At 35.3% G+C, this 20,582-nt stretch carries 20 protein-coding genes; 1 reads left to right on the top strand and 19 read right to left on the bottom strand.

The genetic code is table 11. From position 1 onward, the window contains the following. Positions 1 to 98: 98 nt before the first annotated feature. A complete protein-coding gene (locus BY457_RS16425) occupies positions 99 to 1,634 on the bottom strand; it encodes a Fic family protein (protein WP_106154417.1) in 1,536 nt (511 codons plus the stop codon). 170 nt (positions 1,635 to 1,804) lie between these two features. Between BY457_RS16425 and BY457_RS19370 the strand changes: the two genes are divergently transcribed. After that, complete coding sequence (locus BY457_RS19370; RefSeq protein WP_374956700.1) at positions 1,805 to 1,972, top strand: ATP-binding protein; 168 nt, start codon at positions 1,805 to 1,807, stop codon at positions 1,970 to 1,972. A gap of 212 nt (positions 1,973 to 2,184) precedes the next feature. On the opposite strand, the gene BY457_RS16410 is transcribed toward BY457_RS19370, so the two are convergent. From BY457_RS16410 to BY457_RS16325, 18 genes are all read right to left on the bottom strand, one after another. Further along, entirely contained in the window at positions 2,185 to 3,303 is a 1,119-nt protein-coding gene (locus BY457_RS16410) for a glycosyltransferase (RefSeq protein WP_106154416.1), read from the bottom strand. Next, entirely contained in the window at positions 3,300 to 4,355 is a 1,056-nt protein-coding gene (locus BY457_RS16405; RefSeq protein WP_106154415.1) for a glycosyltransferase family 4 protein, read from the bottom strand. The genes BY457_RS16410 and BY457_RS16405 overlap by 4 nt, the downstream gene beginning before the upstream one ends. Next, on the bottom strand, positions 4,333 to 5,511 hold the full coding sequence (locus BY457_RS16400; protein ID WP_181256516.1) for a hypothetical protein: 1,179 nt from the start codon (positions 5,509 to 5,511) through the stop codon (positions 4,333 to 4,335). The genes BY457_RS16405 and BY457_RS16400 overlap by 23 nt, the downstream gene beginning before the upstream one ends. Before the next feature lie 60 nt (positions 5,512 to 5,571). After that, positions 5,572 to 6,756, bottom strand: a complete 1,185-nt coding sequence (locus BY457_RS16395) for a glycosyltransferase family 4 protein (protein WP_106154413.1) — start codon at positions 6,754 to 6,756, stop codon at positions 5,572 to 5,574. A 50-nt stretch (positions 6,757 to 6,806) separates the two neighbouring features. Beyond that, positions 6,807 to 7,805 carry a glycosyltransferase family 2 protein gene (locus tag BY457_RS16390; RefSeq protein WP_219885176.1) on the bottom strand — a complete coding sequence of 333 codons (999 nt, stop codon included), beginning with the start codon at positions 7,803 to 7,805 and terminating at the stop codon, positions 6,807 to 6,809. A gap of 91 nt (positions 7,806 to 7,896) precedes the next feature. Further along, positions 7,897 to 8,937, bottom strand: coding sequence for a hypothetical protein (locus BY457_RS16385; protein ID WP_106154412.1), 1,041 nt, complete (start codon positions 8,935 to 8,937; stop codon positions 7,897 to 7,899). After that, positions 8,937 to 9,494 (bottom strand): acyltransferase, encoded by a 558-nt coding sequence (locus tag BY457_RS19295; RefSeq protein WP_106154411.1) that lies wholly within the window; start codon positions 9,492 to 9,494, stop codon positions 8,937 to 8,939. The genes BY457_RS16385 and BY457_RS19295 overlap by 1 nt, the downstream gene beginning before the upstream one ends. Position 9,495: 1 nt before the next feature. Then, entirely contained in the window at positions 9,496 to 10,917 is a 1,422-nt protein-coding gene (locus BY457_RS16375; RefSeq protein ID WP_106154410.1) for a lipopolysaccharide biosynthesis protein, read from the bottom strand. 103 nt (positions 10,918 to 11,020) lie between these two features. Next, positions 11,021 to 11,722, bottom strand: a complete 702-nt coding sequence (locus BY457_RS16370) for an acylneuraminate cytidylyltransferase family protein (RefSeq protein ID WP_106154409.1) — start codon at positions 11,720 to 11,722, stop codon at positions 11,021 to 11,023. Positions 11,723 to 11,727: 5 nt separating this feature from the next. Then, positions 11,728 to 12,771: a nucleotidyltransferase family protein gene (locus BY457_RS16365; RefSeq protein WP_106154408.1), complete on the bottom strand. Its 1,044-nt coding sequence runs from the start codon at positions 12,769 to 12,771 to the stop codon at positions 11,728 to 11,730. Positions 12,772 to 12,834: 63 nt separating this feature from the next. Continuing rightward, positions 12,835 to 13,998: a UDP-N-acetylglucosamine 2-epimerase gene (neuC, locus tag BY457_RS16360; protein ID WP_106154407.1), complete on the bottom strand. Its 1,164-nt coding sequence runs from the start codon at positions 13,996 to 13,998 to the stop codon at positions 12,835 to 12,837. A 92-nt stretch (positions 13,999 to 14,090) separates the two neighbouring features. Then, complete coding sequence (neuB, locus tag BY457_RS16355; protein ID WP_106154406.1) at positions 14,091 to 15,098, bottom strand: N-acetylneuraminate synthase; 1,008 nt, start codon at positions 15,096 to 15,098, stop codon at positions 14,091 to 14,093. A gap of 46 nt (positions 15,099 to 15,144) precedes the next feature. Beyond that, positions 15,145 to 15,756, bottom strand: coding sequence for a NeuD/PglB/VioB family sugar acetyltransferase (locus BY457_RS16350; RefSeq protein ID WP_106154405.1), 612 nt, complete (start codon positions 15,754 to 15,756; stop codon positions 15,145 to 15,147). Between the two features lie 36 nt (positions 15,757 to 15,792). Further along, positions 15,793 to 16,974, bottom strand: a complete 1,182-nt coding sequence (locus BY457_RS16345; protein ID WP_106154404.1) for a LegC family aminotransferase — start codon at positions 16,972 to 16,974, stop codon at positions 15,793 to 15,795. 6 nt (positions 16,975 to 16,980) lie between these two features. Further along, positions 16,981 to 17,964 carry an NAD-dependent 4,6-dehydratase LegB gene (locus tag BY457_RS16340; RefSeq protein WP_106154403.1) on the bottom strand — a complete coding sequence of 328 codons (984 nt, stop codon included), beginning with the start codon at positions 17,962 to 17,964 and terminating at the stop codon, positions 16,981 to 16,983. A gap of 49 nt (positions 17,965 to 18,013) precedes the next feature. Beyond that, a complete protein-coding gene (locus tag BY457_RS16335; protein ID WP_106154402.1) occupies positions 18,014 to 19,147 on the bottom strand; it encodes a Wzz/FepE/Etk N-terminal domain-containing protein in 1,134 nt (377 codons plus the stop codon). 582 nt (positions 19,148 to 19,729) lie between these two features. After that, positions 19,730 to 19,963 (bottom strand): DUF2442 domain-containing protein, encoded by a 234-nt coding sequence (locus BY457_RS16330; RefSeq protein ID WP_106154401.1) that lies wholly within the window; start codon positions 19,961 to 19,963, stop codon positions 19,730 to 19,732. Beyond that, positions 19,944 to 20,177, bottom strand: coding sequence for a DUF4160 domain-containing protein (locus BY457_RS16325; protein ID WP_106154400.1), 234 nt, complete (start codon positions 20,175 to 20,177; stop codon positions 19,944 to 19,946). Before BY457_RS16325 ends, BY457_RS16330 begins: the two co-directional genes overlap by 20 nt. Positions 20,178 to 20,582 lie beyond the last annotated feature (405 nt).

Raw genomic sequence — 20,582 nt, 5'->3', positions numbered from 1 at the left:
GCCAGGCTCATTATAAAACTATATTTCCATTACGAACCTTTACTCGGTTCTGCCGTTTTGCCAAACAAAGGCATTTTAGAAAAATCTACGATAACCCTTTAATCATAAAAAATATCTGCAAACCTCTTTTCTATGACCTCTAACTCTGAATCTGATAAATCCGAAAATTCTTTATCTTTGGCTCTATTAGACAGCTTTCCTTCATTTTGTTCCAAAAAACGAACTAAAAGTGCCACCGTTTTGTCCGGCATTTCAAATTCATCATCCAAAAAATGTTTAAATCTGTCATATTGGGCCAGGTATTTCACCTCCTGAGGAATGATGTTAAAAATAGTATCAGCAACACAATCGTATAGAAATTCTGCCTGAGGGGTTGCATCAAAGTAACGATAGAAATCAATGGTTTCGTTTTGCACAGTCACATTATTGTCGGCTGTTTGCTCCCAATCAATAAAATCAAGAAGCGGATGGGAATATTGTTGAAGAATATTCCTGTAATCAGTTATGTGGTCCAAAATAGATGTAGAAACAGGAAAAATCACCCCCTGTTTGGTAAACCCCTTTCTTGCCAGGATGTGATGTATCAAATAACGATGAATACGCCCATTGCCGTCCTGAAACGGATGAATAAAAACAAAGCCGAAGGCCACGATTGCAGCAGCAACAACAGCATCAATCTCTTCCTCTTCCAACAAATAACTTGTAGCGGTGAGCCCTGACATAAGTTGTTCCAAATCCTGCCAACGAGCAGAAATGTGTTCAGGTACCGGTTCTCCTGTTAACCGGTCATGCTCCCCGACAAAACCACCTTCACGGCGAAAACCCAACATTACAAACCGTGTATTTTCAATCACCATTTGTTGTAATCGAAGCAGTTCATCCTTGCTAAGTGCATTGGTTCCAGCCTGACCTATTGCGTTGCCCCACCGGGCAGCCCGTTTGCTTTTAGGACTTTCTCCTTCAATGGAAAAAGAGGCTTTAGAATCCTTCAATAATAAAAAGGCGGAGGCTCTTTGTAAAAGATCTTTACCGACTCTGCTCAAACGTTTATCCTGTTGCTCGGATAATGCGGAACTACAATAGTTTATTAATTTTTCGGTTTTAAATACAAGCGGACAGAAATCTCGTGTCCCGGGCAAATTATTGATGATTCTATGACGCTTTGAACGAACGCCCCGGGTTGCAAATTGCTTTTTCTCATCCAATAGAGGCACGTAATTCCCTTGCTGAATATCTGGCACATCCAAAAGATCCGTCATCAGCCATTCATACAAAAACCAGATTTTTCGACTGTATTGTCCGGTTGGCTCTCCGGATATTATTGAGATTACCTCGGAGGTTGATATCTTCAGAAACAACTTTTTAAAAAACAACAGATTGATTCCTTCATACTTTATGGCAAAAATCAAGTGACTGTAAAGATCATTATCCGGAAGGTGACGGGAAGTAAATACCCGCCAGTTACCGTACACGTATTGACGGTTCTTAGAACTAATCAAAGCAAGTCGCTCCGGCATTGGCATTGAAAGGCCAAGTTTATCAATAACAGCCCCATAACCTGCAATCCTGGCCTTTTCAGGAAGGGTCCGGCCATGAAAAACAGTTACTACTTGTGAAAAATTTATGTTTTCCATACAGCGTCATGAAAAACTAACATCACAAATATAGGTGAAAATCGATTACTTCCCATGAAAAGTGATTAAAAAAGACAATGGTGCGTGAAAGATAATTAAGAGGTCTCTCCGGAAGCATAGAAATAGAAAGATGCGTTTGTTTACACCCTCCCAAAAAAAGGAAAACTTCTTTGATTATCACAACAAATAAGTCGCCTAAAGATTGGGTTGAGTTCCTGGAAGACAGCGTGATTGTTACCGCCATTCTTGACAGAAGGATAAGGCTACAAATTCTTTTTCGCTGTGATAAAATTACAAGGAAAAGGATACAGAATGGCAAACCGGAAAAATTTCTTTGAATTTAACAATTAATCATCCTATTTTTAAACCAAAATCATGCATCCTTATTTACCGATTTTGATACATCCTTATTTGCCGAAAATCATACATATTTAGTTGCCGGTAACAGTCGAAGCCCTAAATGAGAGGCGGCAAACAACCCCAAGAGCTTTAGCCTTCGGCTTTTGATGCGCTTGTGGAGGCGGAGGAGGGTGTAGAAGATCATTCCAAATCATTTGATTTCTTCATGAAAATCATGAAGTTTAACACTAATAAATTGTTTCAATTCATTGATAAAACGTGTTTTCGAAAACTTCTCAACACTTTCTCTTATTTTTTGAAAGTCAAACTTAATTGCCTCAAATTTATGGATTGCTTCCTTTAAAGCTTCTTCCGTTTGACTTTCGAAATGAACCCCTGTTATGCCGTCAATGACAGTTTCTTTTGTGCCCCCTTTGCCCAAAGCGATAACCGGAGTCCCACATGCCTGGGCTTCAACGGGAATTATTCCAAAATCTTCATTTGCAGCAAAAACAAAGGCCTTAGCTTGGCTAATTAAAATTTGCATTTCTTCATCACTTACAAAACCTAAAAATTCCACATTCGAACCTGCAAGTTTTTTAATCTTTTCGAAATCCGGCCCCACCCCAGCTACTTTTAGTTTTTTATCAGGAAGCTCACTAAATGTTTTTACGATTAGATCAATCTTTTTATAAGGAACCATTCGGGACGCGGTAAAATAATAATCGGATTTCTCCTCTTCCAACCGAAATTTTTCAATATCAACAGGAGGATAAATAACAGTTGAATCTTTTCTGTAAACGTTATTGATGCGTCTTTTTATATATTTTGAATTGGCTATAAAATGATCTACCCGATTAGCACTTATGACATCCCAAATTCTTAACTTATGCAATACATGCCTTACAAATAAGGCTTTTGGCCCAAAACCTTGTAAACTCGCTTCTTTAAGGTATTGATGATATAAGTCCCATGCATATCTGACCGGTGAATGACAATAACAAATGTGCAATTGATTTGACTGTTTGAGGATCCCTTTTGCAACGGAAGAAGAAGAAGATAATATTAAGTCATAATCAGATAAATCAAAACTTTCTATCGCTTTTGAAAATAAAGGAAGATAATTTCTATATTTTTTCCGTCCAAAGGGCAGCTTCACGATGAAAGATTCATATACTCTATTTCTATCAATTTTCAAATCGGTTAGTACTCTTTCATGAGCTGCAAGTGTATAAATATCAGCTTCAGGAAACAATTCCAAAATACCTGAAAACACTTTCTCTGCACCCCCAATTTCCGTTAACCAATCCTGAACAACTGCCACCTTCATTTACTTAATTTTACCTTTTCAATTACTCTATTAGCAGAATTTTGCCAATTAAATCTTTTAATATTATTATAACCTTTCTCAATTAACTGATTTCGTTCAGATATATTTAAAGCAAGAAGCTTACAAATTGTTGAAGCAATATCTTTTGAATTTTGCGGATCAAAATATAATGCTGAATCACCTAATACTTCATTAAATACTCTAATATTTGAGGCGACAACAGGGGTGCCAGAAACTTGAGCTTCTAACGGAGGGATACCAAAACCCTCATATAAAGACGGATAAACAAAACAAACAGCAGATTGATATAAGGTAGATAACTCCGCATCTGAAACATATCCTAAAAAATGAACACGATCTGACAGTTTTATGTCCGAGTATAGTTGACTAAACAGTCCATTATTACCTCCAACTATCTTTAACACAACTCCTTGGCGGATAAATTTCATGGCCTCAATCAATTTCCCCATATTTTTTCGAGGATCCAAAGAGCCAACAAAAAGAATATATGGTTGATTGGGATAGACTTCCTCACTTTTATTTAAGGTTGTAATATGTTCAACACCATTGTAGATTACATCCACCGGTTTATCAACTTTCAACTTTTTATAAATTTCCGATTTGGAAAACTCACTAACTGTGAAAATTCGCTTGGATTTTCTGGCTATTAGCGGAATCAAAAATCTATAACCTAAATAAAACTTTCGAGAGAACCAGCCAGGATTTTCTAAAAATGCAAGATCATGTATCGTTACAATTGAATTAGGATAAAGAAGCGGAGCCGTGTTACAGAAATTTACCAAAAGAGGATTGCCATTTTTCCTTAAATAAAATGGCAAATCTAACTGCTCCCAAAGATGTCCTACATTTCTCCCAATTATCTTAACCCCCAATTCTATAGCTAGTTCTTGCTGAATTATATTCTTTGGTGCCAATACAATTATATTTTTCTCAACCTCCTTCAACCTCTTGGTCAACTCAATAGCAAACCTCTGAACACCAGTCACTTTTTGGGATAGGAAACGTCCATTAATAACAAACATACCGTTCATTTCTTATTTCAATTTTTTTCCCAGTGACTAACCCTAAAAATACTGACAAGATTGCGGATTCAATTATATTAGTAGTAATTCCATATAAAAATAACATTAGGACAGACAAGTAGATAAATAAGTACTCACTCCTCCAATAAGTAACAGCTGCTTTAGAAGCTTTAAGGGCCAACTTTAATAATAAAAACAAACCTAAGATACCACCAATACCAAAGACATAAACAGCCATATTATCTCCAGGTCCTGCACTAATTATGTCATTCATTTTCCCTGCAGGAATTCCTAATCCTCCAATTCCTCTCCCTAACAAGAAATTTCCGTTTTCCGAAATCGCATGAACCCCCTGAGGCCAAGTTGAAATTATTCTGATAAAAAATGAATCTAAATGATTTTCTCCTAATTGTGGCGAAAAAGTATTACGAAAATAGTATGCCGATCCAAAAGGCAATAGAATCATAACTAATAAAACAAAAACCGGGAGCCTTCTTAAAAAAAATACATTAATCCAGTTTCTGGAAATTAAAATAATAGTCAAAATTGTGTAAACAGCAATAATGCCTTTCGTAGTTGTCAATATTATCGCAATAAAACTAATTATCCACAATAACAAACAACTTAATTTACACTTTTTAAAAGTAAATACAATTAAACTTAGCGAACAGATTGTCACTGCAGATGAAAAAGATGTCCTGCCGAGGCCGGCAAGTCTGGAAATACCATGAGTACTCCATTGCCTTGAACCTTCAATGCTTTGACCTTGTATTTCATAGGTAAAGCCTTGCCACGGAAAGCTAATAAAATAGTTAGTAACCACCCCAATTCCTGCTATTAAAGCCAAAATAAATATAATTTTTTTATTTTGTTGAAATTCATTAATAATGGAATCAGTAAAAGTAAAACCAAATAAAAAAGGAATTAAAATATATAGCCCCCAAATAATTTGTTTTAATGAGGAAATATTAAAAAATGCATTTATTACAAACAGAAATATTAATGAAATAATAATTGCTCCTGAAACTTTAACTCTCATTTTATAAAAAACATAAAGCACGTTTACAATTAATGCAGTAGCCATTAAAACAATAGGCAGATATGCTAAAATAGTCAATTGAAACAAACTAAGGAAATAACGTATAGCCCCATCAAATGCCTTCATGAAGAAATAAAACAAAATAATATAACTAATATTTTTTTTAAAGAGTATTTCCATTTTAAATCAAACCAAAGACTTTTTATCATCTACCATACTAACCCTTTCAAACAACTCTACATATTGACGAGTTATTTTTTCCTGAGAAAACATTTCTACATCAAAGGAGAATGTCCGGCTTTTTACCTCTTTGATAAGGGTTGATAATTTTTCGGTTAATTCATTGACATTATCAACATCAAACAAATAACCATTTTCCCCAACTTTTATAAGTTCTGGTAAACCTCCCTTACTCGATGCCAATACTGGAACATGAAAGGAATTAGCTTCCGGAACAATTCTTCCAAACGGTTCGTTCCAAAGAGAAGGTACAACGAGTAAATCTATATTACCATAAATATTCTCTGCATTACGAAAGCCTTTAAAATCTATTCTATCATCTGAATATGTTTTTTTTAAATAACTTTCATAATTTGGTTCAGCTCCTTTTCCATAAACATAAAGCTTTACATCCTCTTGTTCAAGCTTTACAAAACCCTTTAATAGAGTTTCAATTCCTTTGCTAGGGGTTAGCGTTCCAACAAATCCAACAACTGTTTCCCCGGTCGGATTCTCTTTTATTTCTGATAAGCGGGTAGAAACACTATTAAATATTATGTCCTTTTTGGAATCTAAAAAATACCCTTCCTTACAATGTTTTTCCAAGATATATTGACTTATTCCAACAACAGCATCAATATTTTGGGATAACATCTTCTTCGGAATGGAAAGCATTTGGCAAGTTCTACACTGACGATCACAATTATGGCCGTTTTTAAACATTGTCAAAGAAGGACATAATAAATAATAGTCTCTTAAAGTGTGAATAATCTTAATCTTATATTTTTGGGCCAGCTTCCAAACTGAAACAGAAAAACCAGCCAAATTATTTGTATGAACAAGGTCTGGCCTTTCATATTTTAAAATTTTCTCTATCTGATTATTTAAAGGATTGTAAGCATCTAATATATGCCAAATATACTTTTTATGGTTCGGTTCTCGCTTTGCATGAAATGCCCAATACAAGTTAGATGTTTTTACATAATATACCTTTACGCCATTTACATAACTTACAGATGTTTGGTCTGAACTAGATACTATTATAGGAGTATAATTCGCTTTTACTAATCCTTCAGCTAAAAGTTGAACGGACTTCTCTGCGCCTCCAGTAATATTTGGATAATAAAGCGTATTAAATATTAATATTTTCATATAACTTCAGCTGGGTTACTTGGCAGGACATCAAATAGCAATACACCTCATCAAAACAAAAGGATACTTAGAACTACAAGAATCACAATAACATTTCTTTTATTTAACGCTTTTAAACTTTTTTTGAGTTTGTAATATTTCTTATTCCCTAAAAAAGACCTTAAAAATAATTTAGAATAAAGTTTGTAATAATCGAACACAAGAGAAATTAAAGCTTTCGTGGAATAATTTCGCAACCAAAGCATCTTTACAATTCGATGTTCAATCAAAACAGAAAGAGCAGTATTAGGGCTTGAAGATATACCGCCTACATAATAATTACTTACTATTTCACTAATATGCTTAAATTTCAGTCCATTTTGAAGACATCTTGTCCAAAATTCAAGATCCATTGAATATTTAAAATCCCTAAACATTAAATTTTGCACAACTTCTCTTCTTACAAATGCTGATTGATGACATATGGTATTATGAGAATTCAATATTCTTAATAACCGATGATCACTCATCTTAAATGCTTTCTCCCCAAACTCGGAATGCAGATAAGTATCGCCATAAATAATCTCAGCATTTTCATTTTCTGAAATTGAAGCAACAAACTTTTTTAAAGTATCACAATTATAAAAACTGTCTCCAGCATTCATATAGATAATCCACTGGCCTCTTGCAAATTCAGCCCCTTTGTTCATTGCATCATAAATACCCTTATCCTTCTCAGAAATCCAGTAATCAACACACTTATCATATTTTTTTATTACATATGATGTTCCATCTATGGATTCACCATCAATTATAATATATTCAACATTTGAATAATCCTGAAATAAAACACTCTTAATTGTAGATTCTAATACACTTGCAGCATTATAAACAATTGTAATTACAGAAATCAATGGTAACTTTTCACTGTTTTCTTTAGTGAATCCCCTTAAGCGAAGTCCTCCCTCTTTTACTTCCAAATCAGCTCCTCTTAACTCCATGTAAGCACGACTTTTAAATAACCTTTTCGTTGTTGAATAAGAATCATTTATGATTTCAATTCTTTCCATCAATCTTTTATTTCAAAATATTGAATACTCCTATGAAAATTCGGGCTGACAACAGTCAATTCCAGCCGTAGGTAACCTATAAATAAAATCATTAAACTTTTCCCGGGACCATAAGACTCTTAAGACAATCAAAACTTGAAGGGAAAGAAATTTTTTGATTTGAGCGCTCTAACAGGTATTTTTTATATCCAGAGACAACTTGAGGATTCTTAAAATGCAATGAATCTATTAAAGAAAAAACAGGTCCATTAGAGTAAAGAGACAAAAACGACAGTCCGGAAGAAAAAACTCCTAGAGTAAACTTCTTCTTCTCAAAATTTATAATTTCTACAGGGATTTCCATTGGAATTTCATTGTCAAAACAATTAATCAATTCCTTTGGAATGCCCAACCGTGGATGGCCTTTAACAATTAAATTAAACCCGTCTTTCCTTAACTCACCTAAAAAAGATTTTAACTTAACGACAGACGAAGATGTTATTAGTTCAAATTCAACAGGTGATATTAAGAATAAGATAGATCTATCATCAATGTATTCGAAATTTACTTGATATTCAATGGGCACTCTTGGTGAGTATGAAACCTCACGACTCTCTATACCATATTTTTTATAGTCAAACTCTATAGTTCTTCTCTCATACCGTGCAAAAAAACTAATTCCAGTGATGAATTGAACTATTGAAATAAAATATTTATGAGCGAAAAAACTTTTGGAGGATAGATATAATTTTTTATCCGTCCGAACTGCGTACTCATCGTTGTAATTTAAATAATGAACCTTGACAGGATATTTTTCATTATATTTTCCTATTAAAGTAGGTGTTAACCAATCAAAAAAACGAGAAAAGAAATAAATTTCTTGATATTTATTTCTTTCAAAGTACGATTCAAATACTTCCTTAATGTTATTTCTAGACTTCCAAATTGAAATTATGTTTTTATGATTAAAATTAATATATGGATAAAAATCTAGTTGTACATTCTCAAGTGAGATTTTTTTTAAATAAAAGTATACATTCTCAATATTAATAACGCACAAATGGACTCGTTTTCCCTGATATTTCTTAAGCAAATCTAAAGCATATAAGGTATCTCCAGCGGCTTGAATAAAGATTAAAGCATCAAATTCCATTAAAAGTATTTTCCTTCTCTTTTTAATATATTAAATATTTCCACATCTCTATACTTGATTATTTTTGCTGGATTACCCCCTACAATAGCGCACGGAGGAACATTCTTTGTCACAACCGCTCCAGCACCAACTACAGCTCCTTCCCCTATTGTCACCCCAGGAACTATAGTTACATTCGCACCACACCAGACAAAATCTTTTATTTTAACAGGAGCCAGTATACTTATTTCATCATATGGAATACTTAACTTGCTATCATAATTATGATTCGTGGAAAAAATTGTTAATCCTCTTCCTGTATGAAAATACTTACCAATTTCGACTCCTCCACTACATTCAATAAAAGCATCTGATTTAATATGACTTGTAGAGTGTATTTTAAACTTGCTTAAATCTCCCAATAAAGCTAGATTATTACTTCCCTGAGCTATAAAATTAATCTTCTGTCCTGATTCAATTTCAAATTGCCGAATTCTTAACTTTAAATTTAAATTCGATAAATGTTCAAAAACTCGGTAGACCCTAAAGCGTAAAAATACATTTAACAAACCTCCCATATCAAAAATCCTTTAGCAAAAATTGTATTTTTCCCCTATTATTTTGGTAAAAAAATGCAATCATCAAAACAATCAATAGCAATTTAACCAATAGCTTTAACCAAATCGTTTCAGAAAGAAAATAATTTCCTACGTATATTACAACAGATAATACTACCAGCCAACCTGATATTCTAAAAATAGGCATTGGGATAAAGTATGCTTTTGTAGCGAAAATATACTCCAGCAAAAACATAAAAAATGACGTTAAAGCACTTGCATATGCAGCTCCCCACATTCCATAATTGGGAACAAGTATAAAATTCAAACCTACACTCGTAAATGCTCCAACAACAGATACAATTGTTACCAAATATGTTTTTTTTTGCTGGTAAATCATTAGGTTTAGAAGACCGGTTAATTGAACAAATAATACTGATAGCAAGAGAACTGGAATCAATTTCCCGGCTAAATGATATCTTGAATCAAACACCACCATAATTAACTCTTCTGATAAAAAAGCAATTACGCCCAACACAGCAAACACCGCAATAATAATTACGTTATTAACTTTTTTTAATTCAGGTTTTGCATCTCTTACACCTTTCTCGTTTGCAATTTTATAAAAAACAGGATTATATGATGTAAATAAAGCAGCTAAGATTATACTTCCCAAACTAGCTATTTTAAAGGCTAAAGAAAAGACCCCCACCTCTTCAAGACTATAATACTGCTCAATAAAAATCCTATTTGACATATTTAAAACCCAAGCCATGATCAATACTGGTATCATTGGTATTGAAAAACTTAAAATGTTTTTCAATACTTCAAACTTAAACTTAACAATCGAACGTTTAAATATTATCCATAAAAAGACAGGCAACAAAATAATACTCGCAATCATTTTCCCTTTCAAATATCCCTCAGAACCTTGTTCTTCTATAACAACAAAAAAAACAATAAATGCTGTATTAAGGAGAAATATCCCAATATTGAGAAAAATAAAGTTTATAGCTTTCCCCTCTACTTGAAATAAAGTCATTGGAATAAATGAGTAGGAAAGGCAAAAAGAACTTACAATAGTGTACACATAATAAGGATTAAACTCTATTGATTCATATATTATAGTCACATAATCATCAAAAAGAAAAAGTCCAACTGTAAAAAAGGTTGAGGACATCAAGATTAGCAAGAAGACGTTTCCAACAAAATACATTCTCCCCTTTATACTTCCATAATCATAATAAAGTCGAAACATTGATCTTTCGGAAGCCATTGATAAAAAAATGGACAATATCATTCCAAATACAAGCATGGACTCAACGATCCCATAACCATCAGTACTTAAATAGCGAGTATAGAGTGGCAACAAAATAAAATTAGCCATTTGAGGAAACATTCTTCCAATTGTATATATTACTGTATTTTTTAAGAGGCTTGGCATCAGGATTCTTATTCATTAAATTCGTTACATATCAATCTCATTAAGTTAATGTTATCATGCGCCATATAGAAAAAATATCATACTTTCATAGATTCACATTTGTTCAAATACCATTTTGTTTTGTATATTCCAAAATAATTTTCCAATCCATTTCATCATCTATGTCAAATGAACTATACTCATCCATTTCATACTTCACAACTCTCTTGAATTTATTCAATGGCATTTGCCGAAGAGATTCGGAGTTAATAATATAAACAGCACCATTAAATTCCCAAACCTTGGGGCAATCTTGTCTTCTCACAAAATCACCATCTTTTGACTTAACCAAAAAGCCTTTTTCGTTTTCTTCAAACAATAAATAATAAGGATTACTCTTAGTTTCTTTTACCGAAACAACCATATCTATTTCAGATGAATATAATTGATCCGCTTCCTTAACATGTTTTCCTTTCCGTAACGGCGAAGTCGGTTGAAGCAAAATAAGTCGCTTATATTTTATCCCTAAACTTTCATAATAATTTAATGCATGCAATAAAACTGAATAGGTTTCAGCAGAATCTGTTGCCAACTCAGCAGGTCGTAAAAATGGAACTTTTAACCCATAATTTTCAACAGTTTCTTTAATCTCAATATCATCTGTTGTAATACAAATATCATCATCCGAAACTACTTCCCTTGCCGCATCAATAGAATAATAAATCAAACACTTTCCATTTAGTATTTTAATATTTTTCTTTGGAAGTCCCTTGGAACCACCCCTAGCTGGAATAACCACTAATCTCTCACGAATCTCATAATCCATATTCTCTAATGTTTAAGATGCTTAATTATCTCTTTCGCTTTATGATATTCTTCATGCCTTCCAATATCAATCCAGTAACCCGTGATTGGATTATCAATTACCTTCCCTTTTTTTGCGATTACTGCCTCAATTAAATCAGTTGCATTAAATTTTTGGTTGTGAGGAATTTGTTTTAATACATCTTTACGAAACATATAAATACCCGCATTAGCATAATGAGTATTGCTGGGTTTCTCTTTAAGTCCTGTTATACTGTCGTTTGTTCGTTCCATTATAGCAAACGGAATATTAACTGTATAAGGAATGGAAGCAACGCATAGATCCGCATTCCGTTCTTGCATTGACAACCACATATCTTCAAAATCAGCATCAGTAAAAAGATCAGAATTCATAACAAGAATGTAAGGATTTTCAAATTCTTCAATCAAACTGATGGAGCCAATAGTTCCTAATGGCTTATCTTCTGCGACATATTTGATATTTAAATTTCTGGATTCTCCATCTCCAAAACGATCAATAATTTGCTGACCAAGATAATTAATCGATATATGAATATTACTTATACCGTACTCCTTAAGCCTATCAATATTGTGCTCAATGATAGGTTTATCGCCCAGCGGCAACATGGGTTTAGGTACATTATCGGTAAGCGGGCGCAGCCTTTCGCCCCGGCCACCCGCCATGATAACAGCATCAACAGGAAGACTGGTTTTTATTTGCTTCAGGTCAAGTATTTTAATAATCTTCTTTTCCTCGTTCAATATTGGAACAAGCTTAATCCCCAATTCTCTCAATTTTTGAATGTCTTTTGGTTCAGGGCTTCCATGTAGAGCATGGAAAGAGGTGAACATAAATTCGTCAACGTTAGAATCAACGGGAATACCGGCAAGTAGTCCCCGGCGGATATCTCCATCGGTTAGTGTTCCTATCAACTGTTTTTTTTCGTTAACAACAAACAGGGAGAGATTTTTAGGAACTTCATTGAGCATTTTTAGTGCTTCCTTAAGGGGTACCCCGGAATGTATGATGTGTTTAGTGTGGTTAATCATTTTTTTTAAGTAATTAGATAACCAAATTAGCAGGTGCTTTGAAAATAAGTGATTCGCCTGATACTAAGGTTGAGGTTTTAAATCATGAAATTTCTTTACACCTTGAATACACGATTTTTTTAAAATATCTATTATTTGAGGGGCAGCATTTCCTTCTCCATAAGGAGATATTAAAAATTCAATGCTTTTTCGAAAAGATGCAGACAACCCTTTGCGTATAGCACTTTTTATTTCAGCCTTACTATTTTGACAACTAATTACATTCTGGGCCATAATACGTCCAGCCTGTCTCTCTCCAATGTTTACGACCGGAATGCGGAAGGAAGGGGCTTCAATAATACCGCTTGATGAATTCCCGATTACCATATCAAAATGTTTGAGACATGACAGATATCTTATCTGTCCTAATGACTCAAAAAAAAGAGACTTTTTAGGATGGTTTGTAACAAACTCTTTAAAAATGGCATTGATTTCATTACCGTGAACATCTGCATTGGCCCCGGTAAAGAGGAGTAGCGTGTCGTTATCAAATCCATCTAATGTACCCAATAACTGATCCATTTGATATATTATGGATTCATTGTTGCGGGTTTCAGGATGATAAGTTATTAAGAAATTTCTATTCTTAAGTTTTGTTCCAATGGCTGATTCTAACTCCTGTCGATTAAATAGCTTAAGATTTCTAATGTTGTCTAATCCAATGGCACCTGTGTTGAAAACTGATCCAGGAGCTTCCCCCATTTGAATAACCCGTTTCCTGTATTCTTCTGTTGAGGTAAAATGTAAACTACTCATTTTTGTAATGGCATGTCTTATGGAGTCGTCAATAGCACCAAAAGTCAATTCTCCCCCATGAAGATGAGCAATAGGAATATTAAACAATAAAGAGGTAGATGCTATGGCCAGCATTTCGTAACGGTCACCTAAAATAACTACAATATCAGGTTTCAGTTCTTCAAAAGTCTCTGCAAAGGAAACTTGTGCCAATCCCATAGCTTTTGAGACAGCTACCGGAGTATCAGAAGATAGAAGGATCTCAATTTTTTTATCAATGGGGTAACCGTCTGTTTCGATTTGTTGCCATGTATTTCCGTGGTAAGGAGAAAGATGGGCTCCTGTTACCAAAAGTTGAAGTTCAAGTTCCGGATCTTTATGTACCAATTCAATCAGAGGCCTTAAAAGCCCATATTCAGCACGCGTGGCAGTTATGATAGCAATTTTCTTCATAATTAATTTCCACAATTATCACAAATGAGATTCAAAACCAGACAAAAATAATTCTTGATTATTTTGTAATCCCACTTAACCCTACATGTAGATTATATTTTAATTAATTCATCCTCTTCAAAATTCTGTTTAGCATCTTTCCCTATAACATCATCCCATAACATTGGACTAATTCCATCACCAGGTCTTTTTACAGTAATATTTTCAGGCGAAAACTTTTCACCCTTACTAATCCTTCTTGCAGCCACAATGCTTTTTCTGGCGACACTAATGTTTTTTTGTTCACTTGGGCTTGGTTCCTTCCTTCCTGAGCCTGACAATGCTAATTCCACATTCCTAATGGCTTTGACCATTTGTTCTAATTCATCTGGCTCAAGTGATGCTCTATGGTCAGGTCCTGGAAGATTTCTGTCTAATGTAAAGTGTTTTTCAATTACTGAGGCCCCAAGAGCCACGGCTGCAACTGGCACTTCAATGCCTAAAGTATGATCAGAATACCCAATTTTAACCTTTAATTCATTCTTTATCGTTTCCATGGCCTTAAGGTTGACATCCTCCATGGGAGTAGGATATTCTGTATTACAGTGTAAAACGGTTATTTGGTCTTTTGGAATACCTTCTGTAGTCAAAACTTGTAATGCATTTTCAATTTCAGAGATCGTTGCCATCCCAGTACTTAAAATGACAGGCTTCTTTTTGGATGAAATATGTTGCAGATATGGTTTATTGGTAATTTCGCCTGAAGGAACTTTAAATAATTTGATATTCAATTTGTCCAAAAAATCAATACTAATCTCATCAAAGCCCGTTGAAAGGAATTGGACACCTTTCTGAGTACAATAACTCATTAATTCTAAATGATCATTCTCACTTAATTCCAGTTTTTTTAACATGGAATACTGAGTATCATCCCCATCATTTATATTTTGGGATTGGTACGAAGCCTTTTTTGCTGTTTTACTAGTTAACTTATCGGCTTTAAAAGTTTGAAATTTTACATAATCAACACCGGCTTTTGCCGCTACATCAATTAGTTTTTTTGCTTTATTTATTTCGCCGTTGTGGTTGACTCCAGCTTCCGCTATAATAATTGTGTGCATGCTATATTTAAAAGTTTGTGGAATTGACTTTGAACAGATACGGAAATCACTGTATATATATGCCTGGCCTCATAATATCCTTCATTACTTTAGCACCCGCGGGAACAATTACTTTTTCAGTTAGATGTATATTATTAACTAAAGTTGCTCCACTCCCGATAAAACATTCGCTACTAACAATGGTCTGTCCATTTACTATCGCTCCTGTCGATATATGACAGTGCTTTCCAATTGTTGCTCCATGTTCGACAAGTGCTTTTGTATTAATAATGCAATTAAATCCAACTTTGGCTTCTGCATTAATTAAAGCATGATGCATAATAATTGTCCCCTCTTCAACTAAAGCTTGATTACTAACATAAGCAGTAGGGGCCATAACAACCGGAAATTCAGCTCCGAGCTGCTTTAATTGTTCATATATTTTGATTCGTATGCTTGCCGATTTTATTTGACCTATGGTAATTAATACATTTTTATATTGCTGAACCAAATTAGACAAATCATCGTCGGTTCCAACAATCGGATATCCCAGAATGGACTGTCCCACTTTTTCTTTTACATCTACAATCCCGACAATTTGATATTTACCCTCCTGTTCAATTACATCAATACAGGATTTACAGTGTCCGCCTCCCCCAATAAGAAGTAATGGTTTCATAAGTTAAAAAGTAGATTAGGCAAAAATTGAAAAAAATCAAAGGATGACACTACTTGGAATATTGACCAACCTGTCTGCCAGCCATTCGGCATTGGACAAATCTCCCTTTTCACATTTCCTGAACATCGGGAGGGTATTCATTAACTCCCAAACAGGTCGAGTCATAACGCCTGCTTCATTGGTTTGTTCCAAAAAATGCTCACGTTCCTCTTTGTTATTCAACAAAATAGCATTGAGCCAGTAGTTACTGTTGGAATGAGATGGTTCATTGACGAAAACTGAGTTAAAGGAAGACGATGAGAAAAACCTGTCATATCTTTTGGCCAATTCTCTCTTTACTTTCAGGAATTTTGGCAATTGTTCCATCTGAGCACACCCCAAAGCGGCATTTATATTAGGCATCCGATAATTATAGCCGATATGGTCATGTCTAAATTCCCATTTATGAGGCATTTTAGCCTGAGTAGTCAAATGTTTTGCATACTCTCCCATGGCTTTATCCTTAAACAACAACATTCCTCCACCACCTGTTGTAATTGTCTTGTTTCCGTTAAAACTTAAAACACCAATATCGGCAAATGTTCCTGTATGTTGGTTTTTGTAATAACTTCCCAGGCTTTCAGCAGCATCTTCGACAACTTTGATGTTGTAGCGATTACATACTTCAACGATTTTGTCAATCCTGCACGGATGACCAAAAGTGTGCATGGGTACGCAGGCAGCAATACGCCTACCAGTCGACTTATTGTAAGGTTGAGCTTCATTATTCTTAACCTCAGCCTTGCCATTTCTCATATCCACATTCTCCTCCAGCCACTCTTCCAGCTTTTGCGGTGACAACCCCAAAGTATCTCTGTCAACATCTACAAAAACAGGACTGGCTCCACAATAACTAATGGCATTCCCTGTTGCAATAAAAGTCAGAGGTTGAGTAATAACTTCATCATCCGGCCTAACATTTGAAAGTTGCAATGCTAAATGCAACGCATTTGTTCCATTCACACAAACAACAGCTTTATTCGTTCCGGTAAATTCTGTAACCATTTCCTCAAAGCGATCAACAAATTTTCCTACACTGGAAACAAAAGTTGAATCAATGCACTCCTCCAAGTACTTTTTTTCATTCCCCAAAAAACGGGGCTCATGAAGCGGAATAAATGCTTCAGGAGTATGAAAAGTCTCGCGTATAAATTCTATTACTGATGAATAATCCTGCATAAGTTCTCAAACATTATAGATTCCTGCTTTGTATTTTTTTAGATTCTCTGGGTCAGAGAACCATTTGCAAGTTTCGGCAAGTCCCTTCTCAATATTGTAATCAGGTTTAAAGCCGGTAAGTTCTCTAATCAATTTATTTTCTCCCCAAAGCCTGAATACTTCTGAATTTTGAGGTCTTAGACGCTGTTCATCAGTAATAAACTCCACATCTGATTTCATTATTTCTTTTATCAGATTAAGTGTATCCTTCATTGAGATCTCGAAATTGGAACAGATGTTTATCTCCTTACCAATGGTGGCCTCACTTTCAGCTAAGGCTACAAATCCTTTGCAAGTATCTTTTACAAAATTAAAATCTCTGGTTGGACTCAGGTCTCCCAGTTTTATTTCTTTAATCCCGTTTGCTATTTGGGTAATAATAGTAGGTATTATTGCTCGGGCGGACTGACGTGGACCGTATGTATTAAAAGGTCGAGCAATGGTAACAGGAAGCTCAAAAGCATTATAAAAACTCATTGCCATGGCGTCTGCTCCAATTTTTGATGCGGAATATGGAGATTGAGCTTGTTTGGGATGTTTTTCGTCGATAGGAACATATTGAGCAGTTCCATATACCTCAGAGGTAGAAGTATGAATAACACGTATATTGCCGTTTTCCTTTGCAGCCTGGCATATATTTAATGTCCCCTTCACATTAGTATCCACGTAGCTGTCGGGTGCAACATAAGAAAAAGGAATAGCTATCAAAGCTGCTAAATGATAAATAACATCAACACCTCTAGTGATTTCTTTACAAAAATGTGAATCACGAATATCTCCTGTAATAACCTCTATATTCGCATTTTCAGGAACGTCTTCCAACCACCCCCAATTATTAAATGAATTATATTGTGCTAAAGCTTTTACCTGATACCCTTCCTCAAGTAAAAATTCGGTTAAATGAGATCCTATAAAACCATCAGCACCTGTAACTAATACTTTCTCTTTCATTGATATTTTTTTTTGTCTTTCTTTCTTTACAAAGGTTAACATTTAAAACCTACCATGCATTCCTCATCTTACTCCAAACCATTCTTCCAAAAATCAATCCAATCCCAATAAATCCCCCAAGAAAAATGCTTATTATCAAAATAAGAGTCCGCCTAGGAGCCGACTTCTCAATAGGCACCTTAACCGGTTCAATAACAGAAAAAGCAGGAGTATCTTTCTTCACGGCAATCTCTGCCTGCTCCTTTTGTTCCGCCAGACTCTGATAAACCTCCGAAGCCAGGTTGTAGGAATCACTCAACTCCTGATAGCGGATATTGGTACGTTCCTCAATGATGTTTCGGTTGCGATCGCGATATTCAAAAAAGGCTTCACGGGCTGTTTCGAATTCTGCCTTTTTTTCTTTGAGGCGAGCTTCAATAAACTCAAGATTCTGCGTTGCCTGTCGGGTTTTGTATTCGATGATGTATTTTTGAAGTAGTTCCACCGTCTTTTGCGTTACCTGAGCTGTCAGCAGTGGTTCTCCCAACTCAGCACCAATGGTCACCAGGCCTGTTTCATTGTCCACAGAAACAGTAACAACTTCAGTCATTGATTTTAATATTTCGGTCTCCTCTTCCGAAAGTCTTGTGACATCTATGGCAGATTGACCGGGTACTCCAGCAGAAATTTTCTTGTCCTCTCCCATCAAGGCATTCTTGATGGTCCAGGGCAGACGAAGAGTATATTTCATCAAAGTGGCCCCAAACCCGGGAATAGAATCCTGCATTCGTTGCTCATAAATGGACTTCGGAGTTTCTTCCTCTTCAAAGTTAAACGGCTGGTGTACCAGTTCGTTGAGGAACGGATAACTGTTGATTACTTTGGGATACAAATCGGGCTGAATGCCTGAAGCGCTTCCCATCATAGAGCCCAGGTTAATGCCGGCCATACTTGCCAGTCCGCCGAGGCCTCCCAGGTCGGTTTTGCCTTCTGCCTGAGGAAGGATTGTTGCTGAGGCAGTGTATTTTACGGGGCTAAATATGGCAACCATTAAGCCAATAACAACTGCAACGGCTATGGAATACCAGATGGTTTTGCGGTTATCCCAGATGGTGTGGGCCAGGGCTATGAGGTCTATTTCGTCGTCTTTGATGATTGGGCGTTCTGTTTTGTTCACAGAATTTTCTTTGGTGGTTTGTTCCATGAATTATGGTGTATGATAATGATTTCTTTTTTGTTTAATCAAATCTTTTTTGAGGGATTTCATCCCTTAGACCCTGAATTACTTTTTTTGTCTTGACACAAAAAAAGTAATCAAAAAAAGGTCAAGACTTCGCCAGCTTTCGCTCTAAAAACTACGGTTCTTTTATCGAAATCGTCAAAACTCATCTCACTTGCTACGCCGTGAGCCTCAAACAGAGACGATTTTTCGATCAAAGAACCTTGTTTTTAGGCTTATCTGCCAAAGTCGGGGGTGCATTCAAGCTTGAAAACGGGTTCAAATATATATATTACAAGTTGAATGCTTTACGCGTTGACAGTTCCCCCATCAGGGGGTAGAGCGAGAGCGGATTTACATTTCATTACTGTAAAATTTTAATACTCTTCAGCCTTGTATCTGCCAAGCGCGGGGTAAACACTCAAGCTTGAAAACAATTTCAGGGTTTATCGTACCGGTTCTGTGCAATGCGCGTTGGCAGTTCCCCATTGAAAGGCTCAGGTTTACCCTATGAAGATTATACTTCATAAGGGGTAGCGCTCAGGATGCTGAGTTTTGATTTCTTCTTCACAAAAGTGCTTCAACCAACAAATCCTCATCAAGATCCTCCCAATGAATTCCTTCCCCGTCTCCAATAAAACGCCAGTTGTTTAATTGTTTGGAAGAAGCATCTCTCAGTAAAGGGAACCATTCCAATGGTACACTTACCTCGCGTCCATCTTCGAGAACCAAATGCAGTTTTTGGTCATCGAACCACAGATTAACTGCATTGGTAGATTTTTTAATCTTTAAAATACTCATCCCATTTATCATTAAACAAAGAAAGATTTTCCAAAACTATCTTTCTCATTTCTCCAAGTTCATTAGAATTAAAACGTCGGGACCCAACCAGGGTTGCGTCATTCAATAAATATTTTGCAGTACCTCTTCCTTTTTCAACATGAATGTGAGGAGGAGTATGATCATTTGAATAGAAGAAAAACCGATAACCGTTTTGTCGATATATTGTTGGCATTTTAAATTCTTATGATCAAAACATTTTCTTAAAAGGGGATTTCGTTTTATTTTTCTTTTTGGCATTGCCCCAAAAAGAAACAAAAAAGTCTAGTCCGCTTAATCCTATCCTCTCGCGAAAACCAAAATTTCCGGCCGTAGTGTCGTATCACGAATAAAATATTGCACCAAGCATTGTTGATTTTTGTTTTTTATTCATGATAAAAAGATTCACGTAGCTAAGGCTATGCTCACTTTTTCTCATTACTAAAAAATCAAAAACCAACTTCAACTTATACATTATTTTACACATGAAACAACACTGACGCAAGGCTCCTAAAATTCGCCCATTTTGGCTTTCCGCCATCCGCCGGCCCGGAAAGCGGACAGGCCCACGCGCCGTTTAAATTGTTAATCGCTAATTAAC

This window comes from Marinilabilia salmonicolor, assembly GCF_003003035.1.
GTDB classification, from domain to species: Bacteria; Bacteroidota; Bacteroidia; order Bacteroidales; family Marinilabiliaceae; genus Marinilabilia; species Marinilabilia salmonicolor_A.
This window is presented reverse-complemented; position numbering and strand designations above follow the sequence as displayed.

Coding starts and splice junctions, on each gene's coding strand:
- BY457_RS16425 (WP_106154417.1), bottom strand. CDS start 1,634: ATGGAAAACATAAATTTTTCACAAGTAGTAACTGTTTTTCATGGCCGG.
- BY457_RS16410 (WP_106154416.1), bottom strand. CDS start 3,303: ATGAAGGTGGCAGTTGTTCAGGATTGGTTAACGGAAATTGGGGGTGCA.
- BY457_RS16405 (WP_106154415.1), bottom strand. CDS start 4,355: ATGAACGGTATGTTTGTTATTAATGGACGTTTCCTATCCCAAAAAGTG.
- BY457_RS16400 (WP_181256516.1), bottom strand. CDS start 5,511: ATGAAGGCATTTGATGGGGCTATACGTTATTTCCTTAGTTTGTTTCAA.
- BY457_RS16395 (WP_106154413.1), bottom strand. CDS start 6,756: ATGAAAATATTAATATTTAATACGCTTTATTATCCAAATATTACTGGA.
- BY457_RS16390 (WP_219885176.1), bottom strand. CDS start 7,805: ATGGAAAGAATTGAAATCATAAATGATTCTTATTCAACAACGAAAAGG.
- BY457_RS16385 (WP_106154412.1), bottom strand. CDS start 8,937: ATGGAATTTGATGCTTTAATCTTTATTCAAGCCGCTGGAGATACCTTA.
- BY457_RS19295 (WP_106154411.1), bottom strand. CDS start 9,494: ATGGGAGGTTTGTTAAATGTATTTTTACGCTTTAGGGTCTACCGAGTT.
- BY457_RS16375 (WP_106154410.1), bottom strand. CDS start 10,917: ATGCCAAGCCTCTTAAAAAATACAGTAATATATACAATTGGAAGAATG.
- BY457_RS16370 (WP_106154409.1), bottom strand. CDS start 11,722: ATGGATTATGAGATTCGTGAGAGATTAGTGGTTATTCCAGCTAGGGGT.
- BY457_RS16365 (WP_106154408.1), bottom strand. CDS start 12,771: ATGATTAACCACACTAAACACATCATACATTCCGGGGTACCCCTTAAG.
- neuC (WP_106154407.1), bottom strand. CDS start 13,998: ATGAAGAAAATTGCTATCATAACTGCCACGCGTGCTGAATATGGGCTT.
- neuB (WP_106154406.1), bottom strand. CDS start 15,098: ATGCACACAATTATTATAGCGGAAGCTGGAGTCAACCACAACGGCGAA.
- BY457_RS16350 (WP_106154405.1), bottom strand. CDS start 15,756: ATGAAACCATTACTTCTTATTGGGGGAGGCGGACACTGTAAATCCTGT.
- BY457_RS16345 (WP_106154404.1), bottom strand. CDS start 16,974: ATGCAGGATTATTCATCAGTAATAGAATTTATACGCGAGACTTTTCAT.
- BY457_RS16340 (WP_106154403.1), bottom strand. CDS start 17,964: ATGAAAGAGAAAGTATTAGTTACAGGTGCTGATGGTTTTATAGGATCT.
- BY457_RS16335 (WP_106154402.1), bottom strand. CDS start 19,147: ATGGAACAAACCACCAAAGAAAATTCTGTGAACAAAACAGAACGCCCA.
- BY457_RS16330 (WP_106154401.1), bottom strand. CDS start 19,963: ATGAGTATTTTAAAGATTAAAAAATCTACCAATGCAGTTAATCTGTGG.
- BY457_RS16325 (WP_106154400.1), bottom strand. CDS start 20,177: ATGCCAACAATATATCGACAAAACGGTTATCGGTTTTTCTTCTATTCA.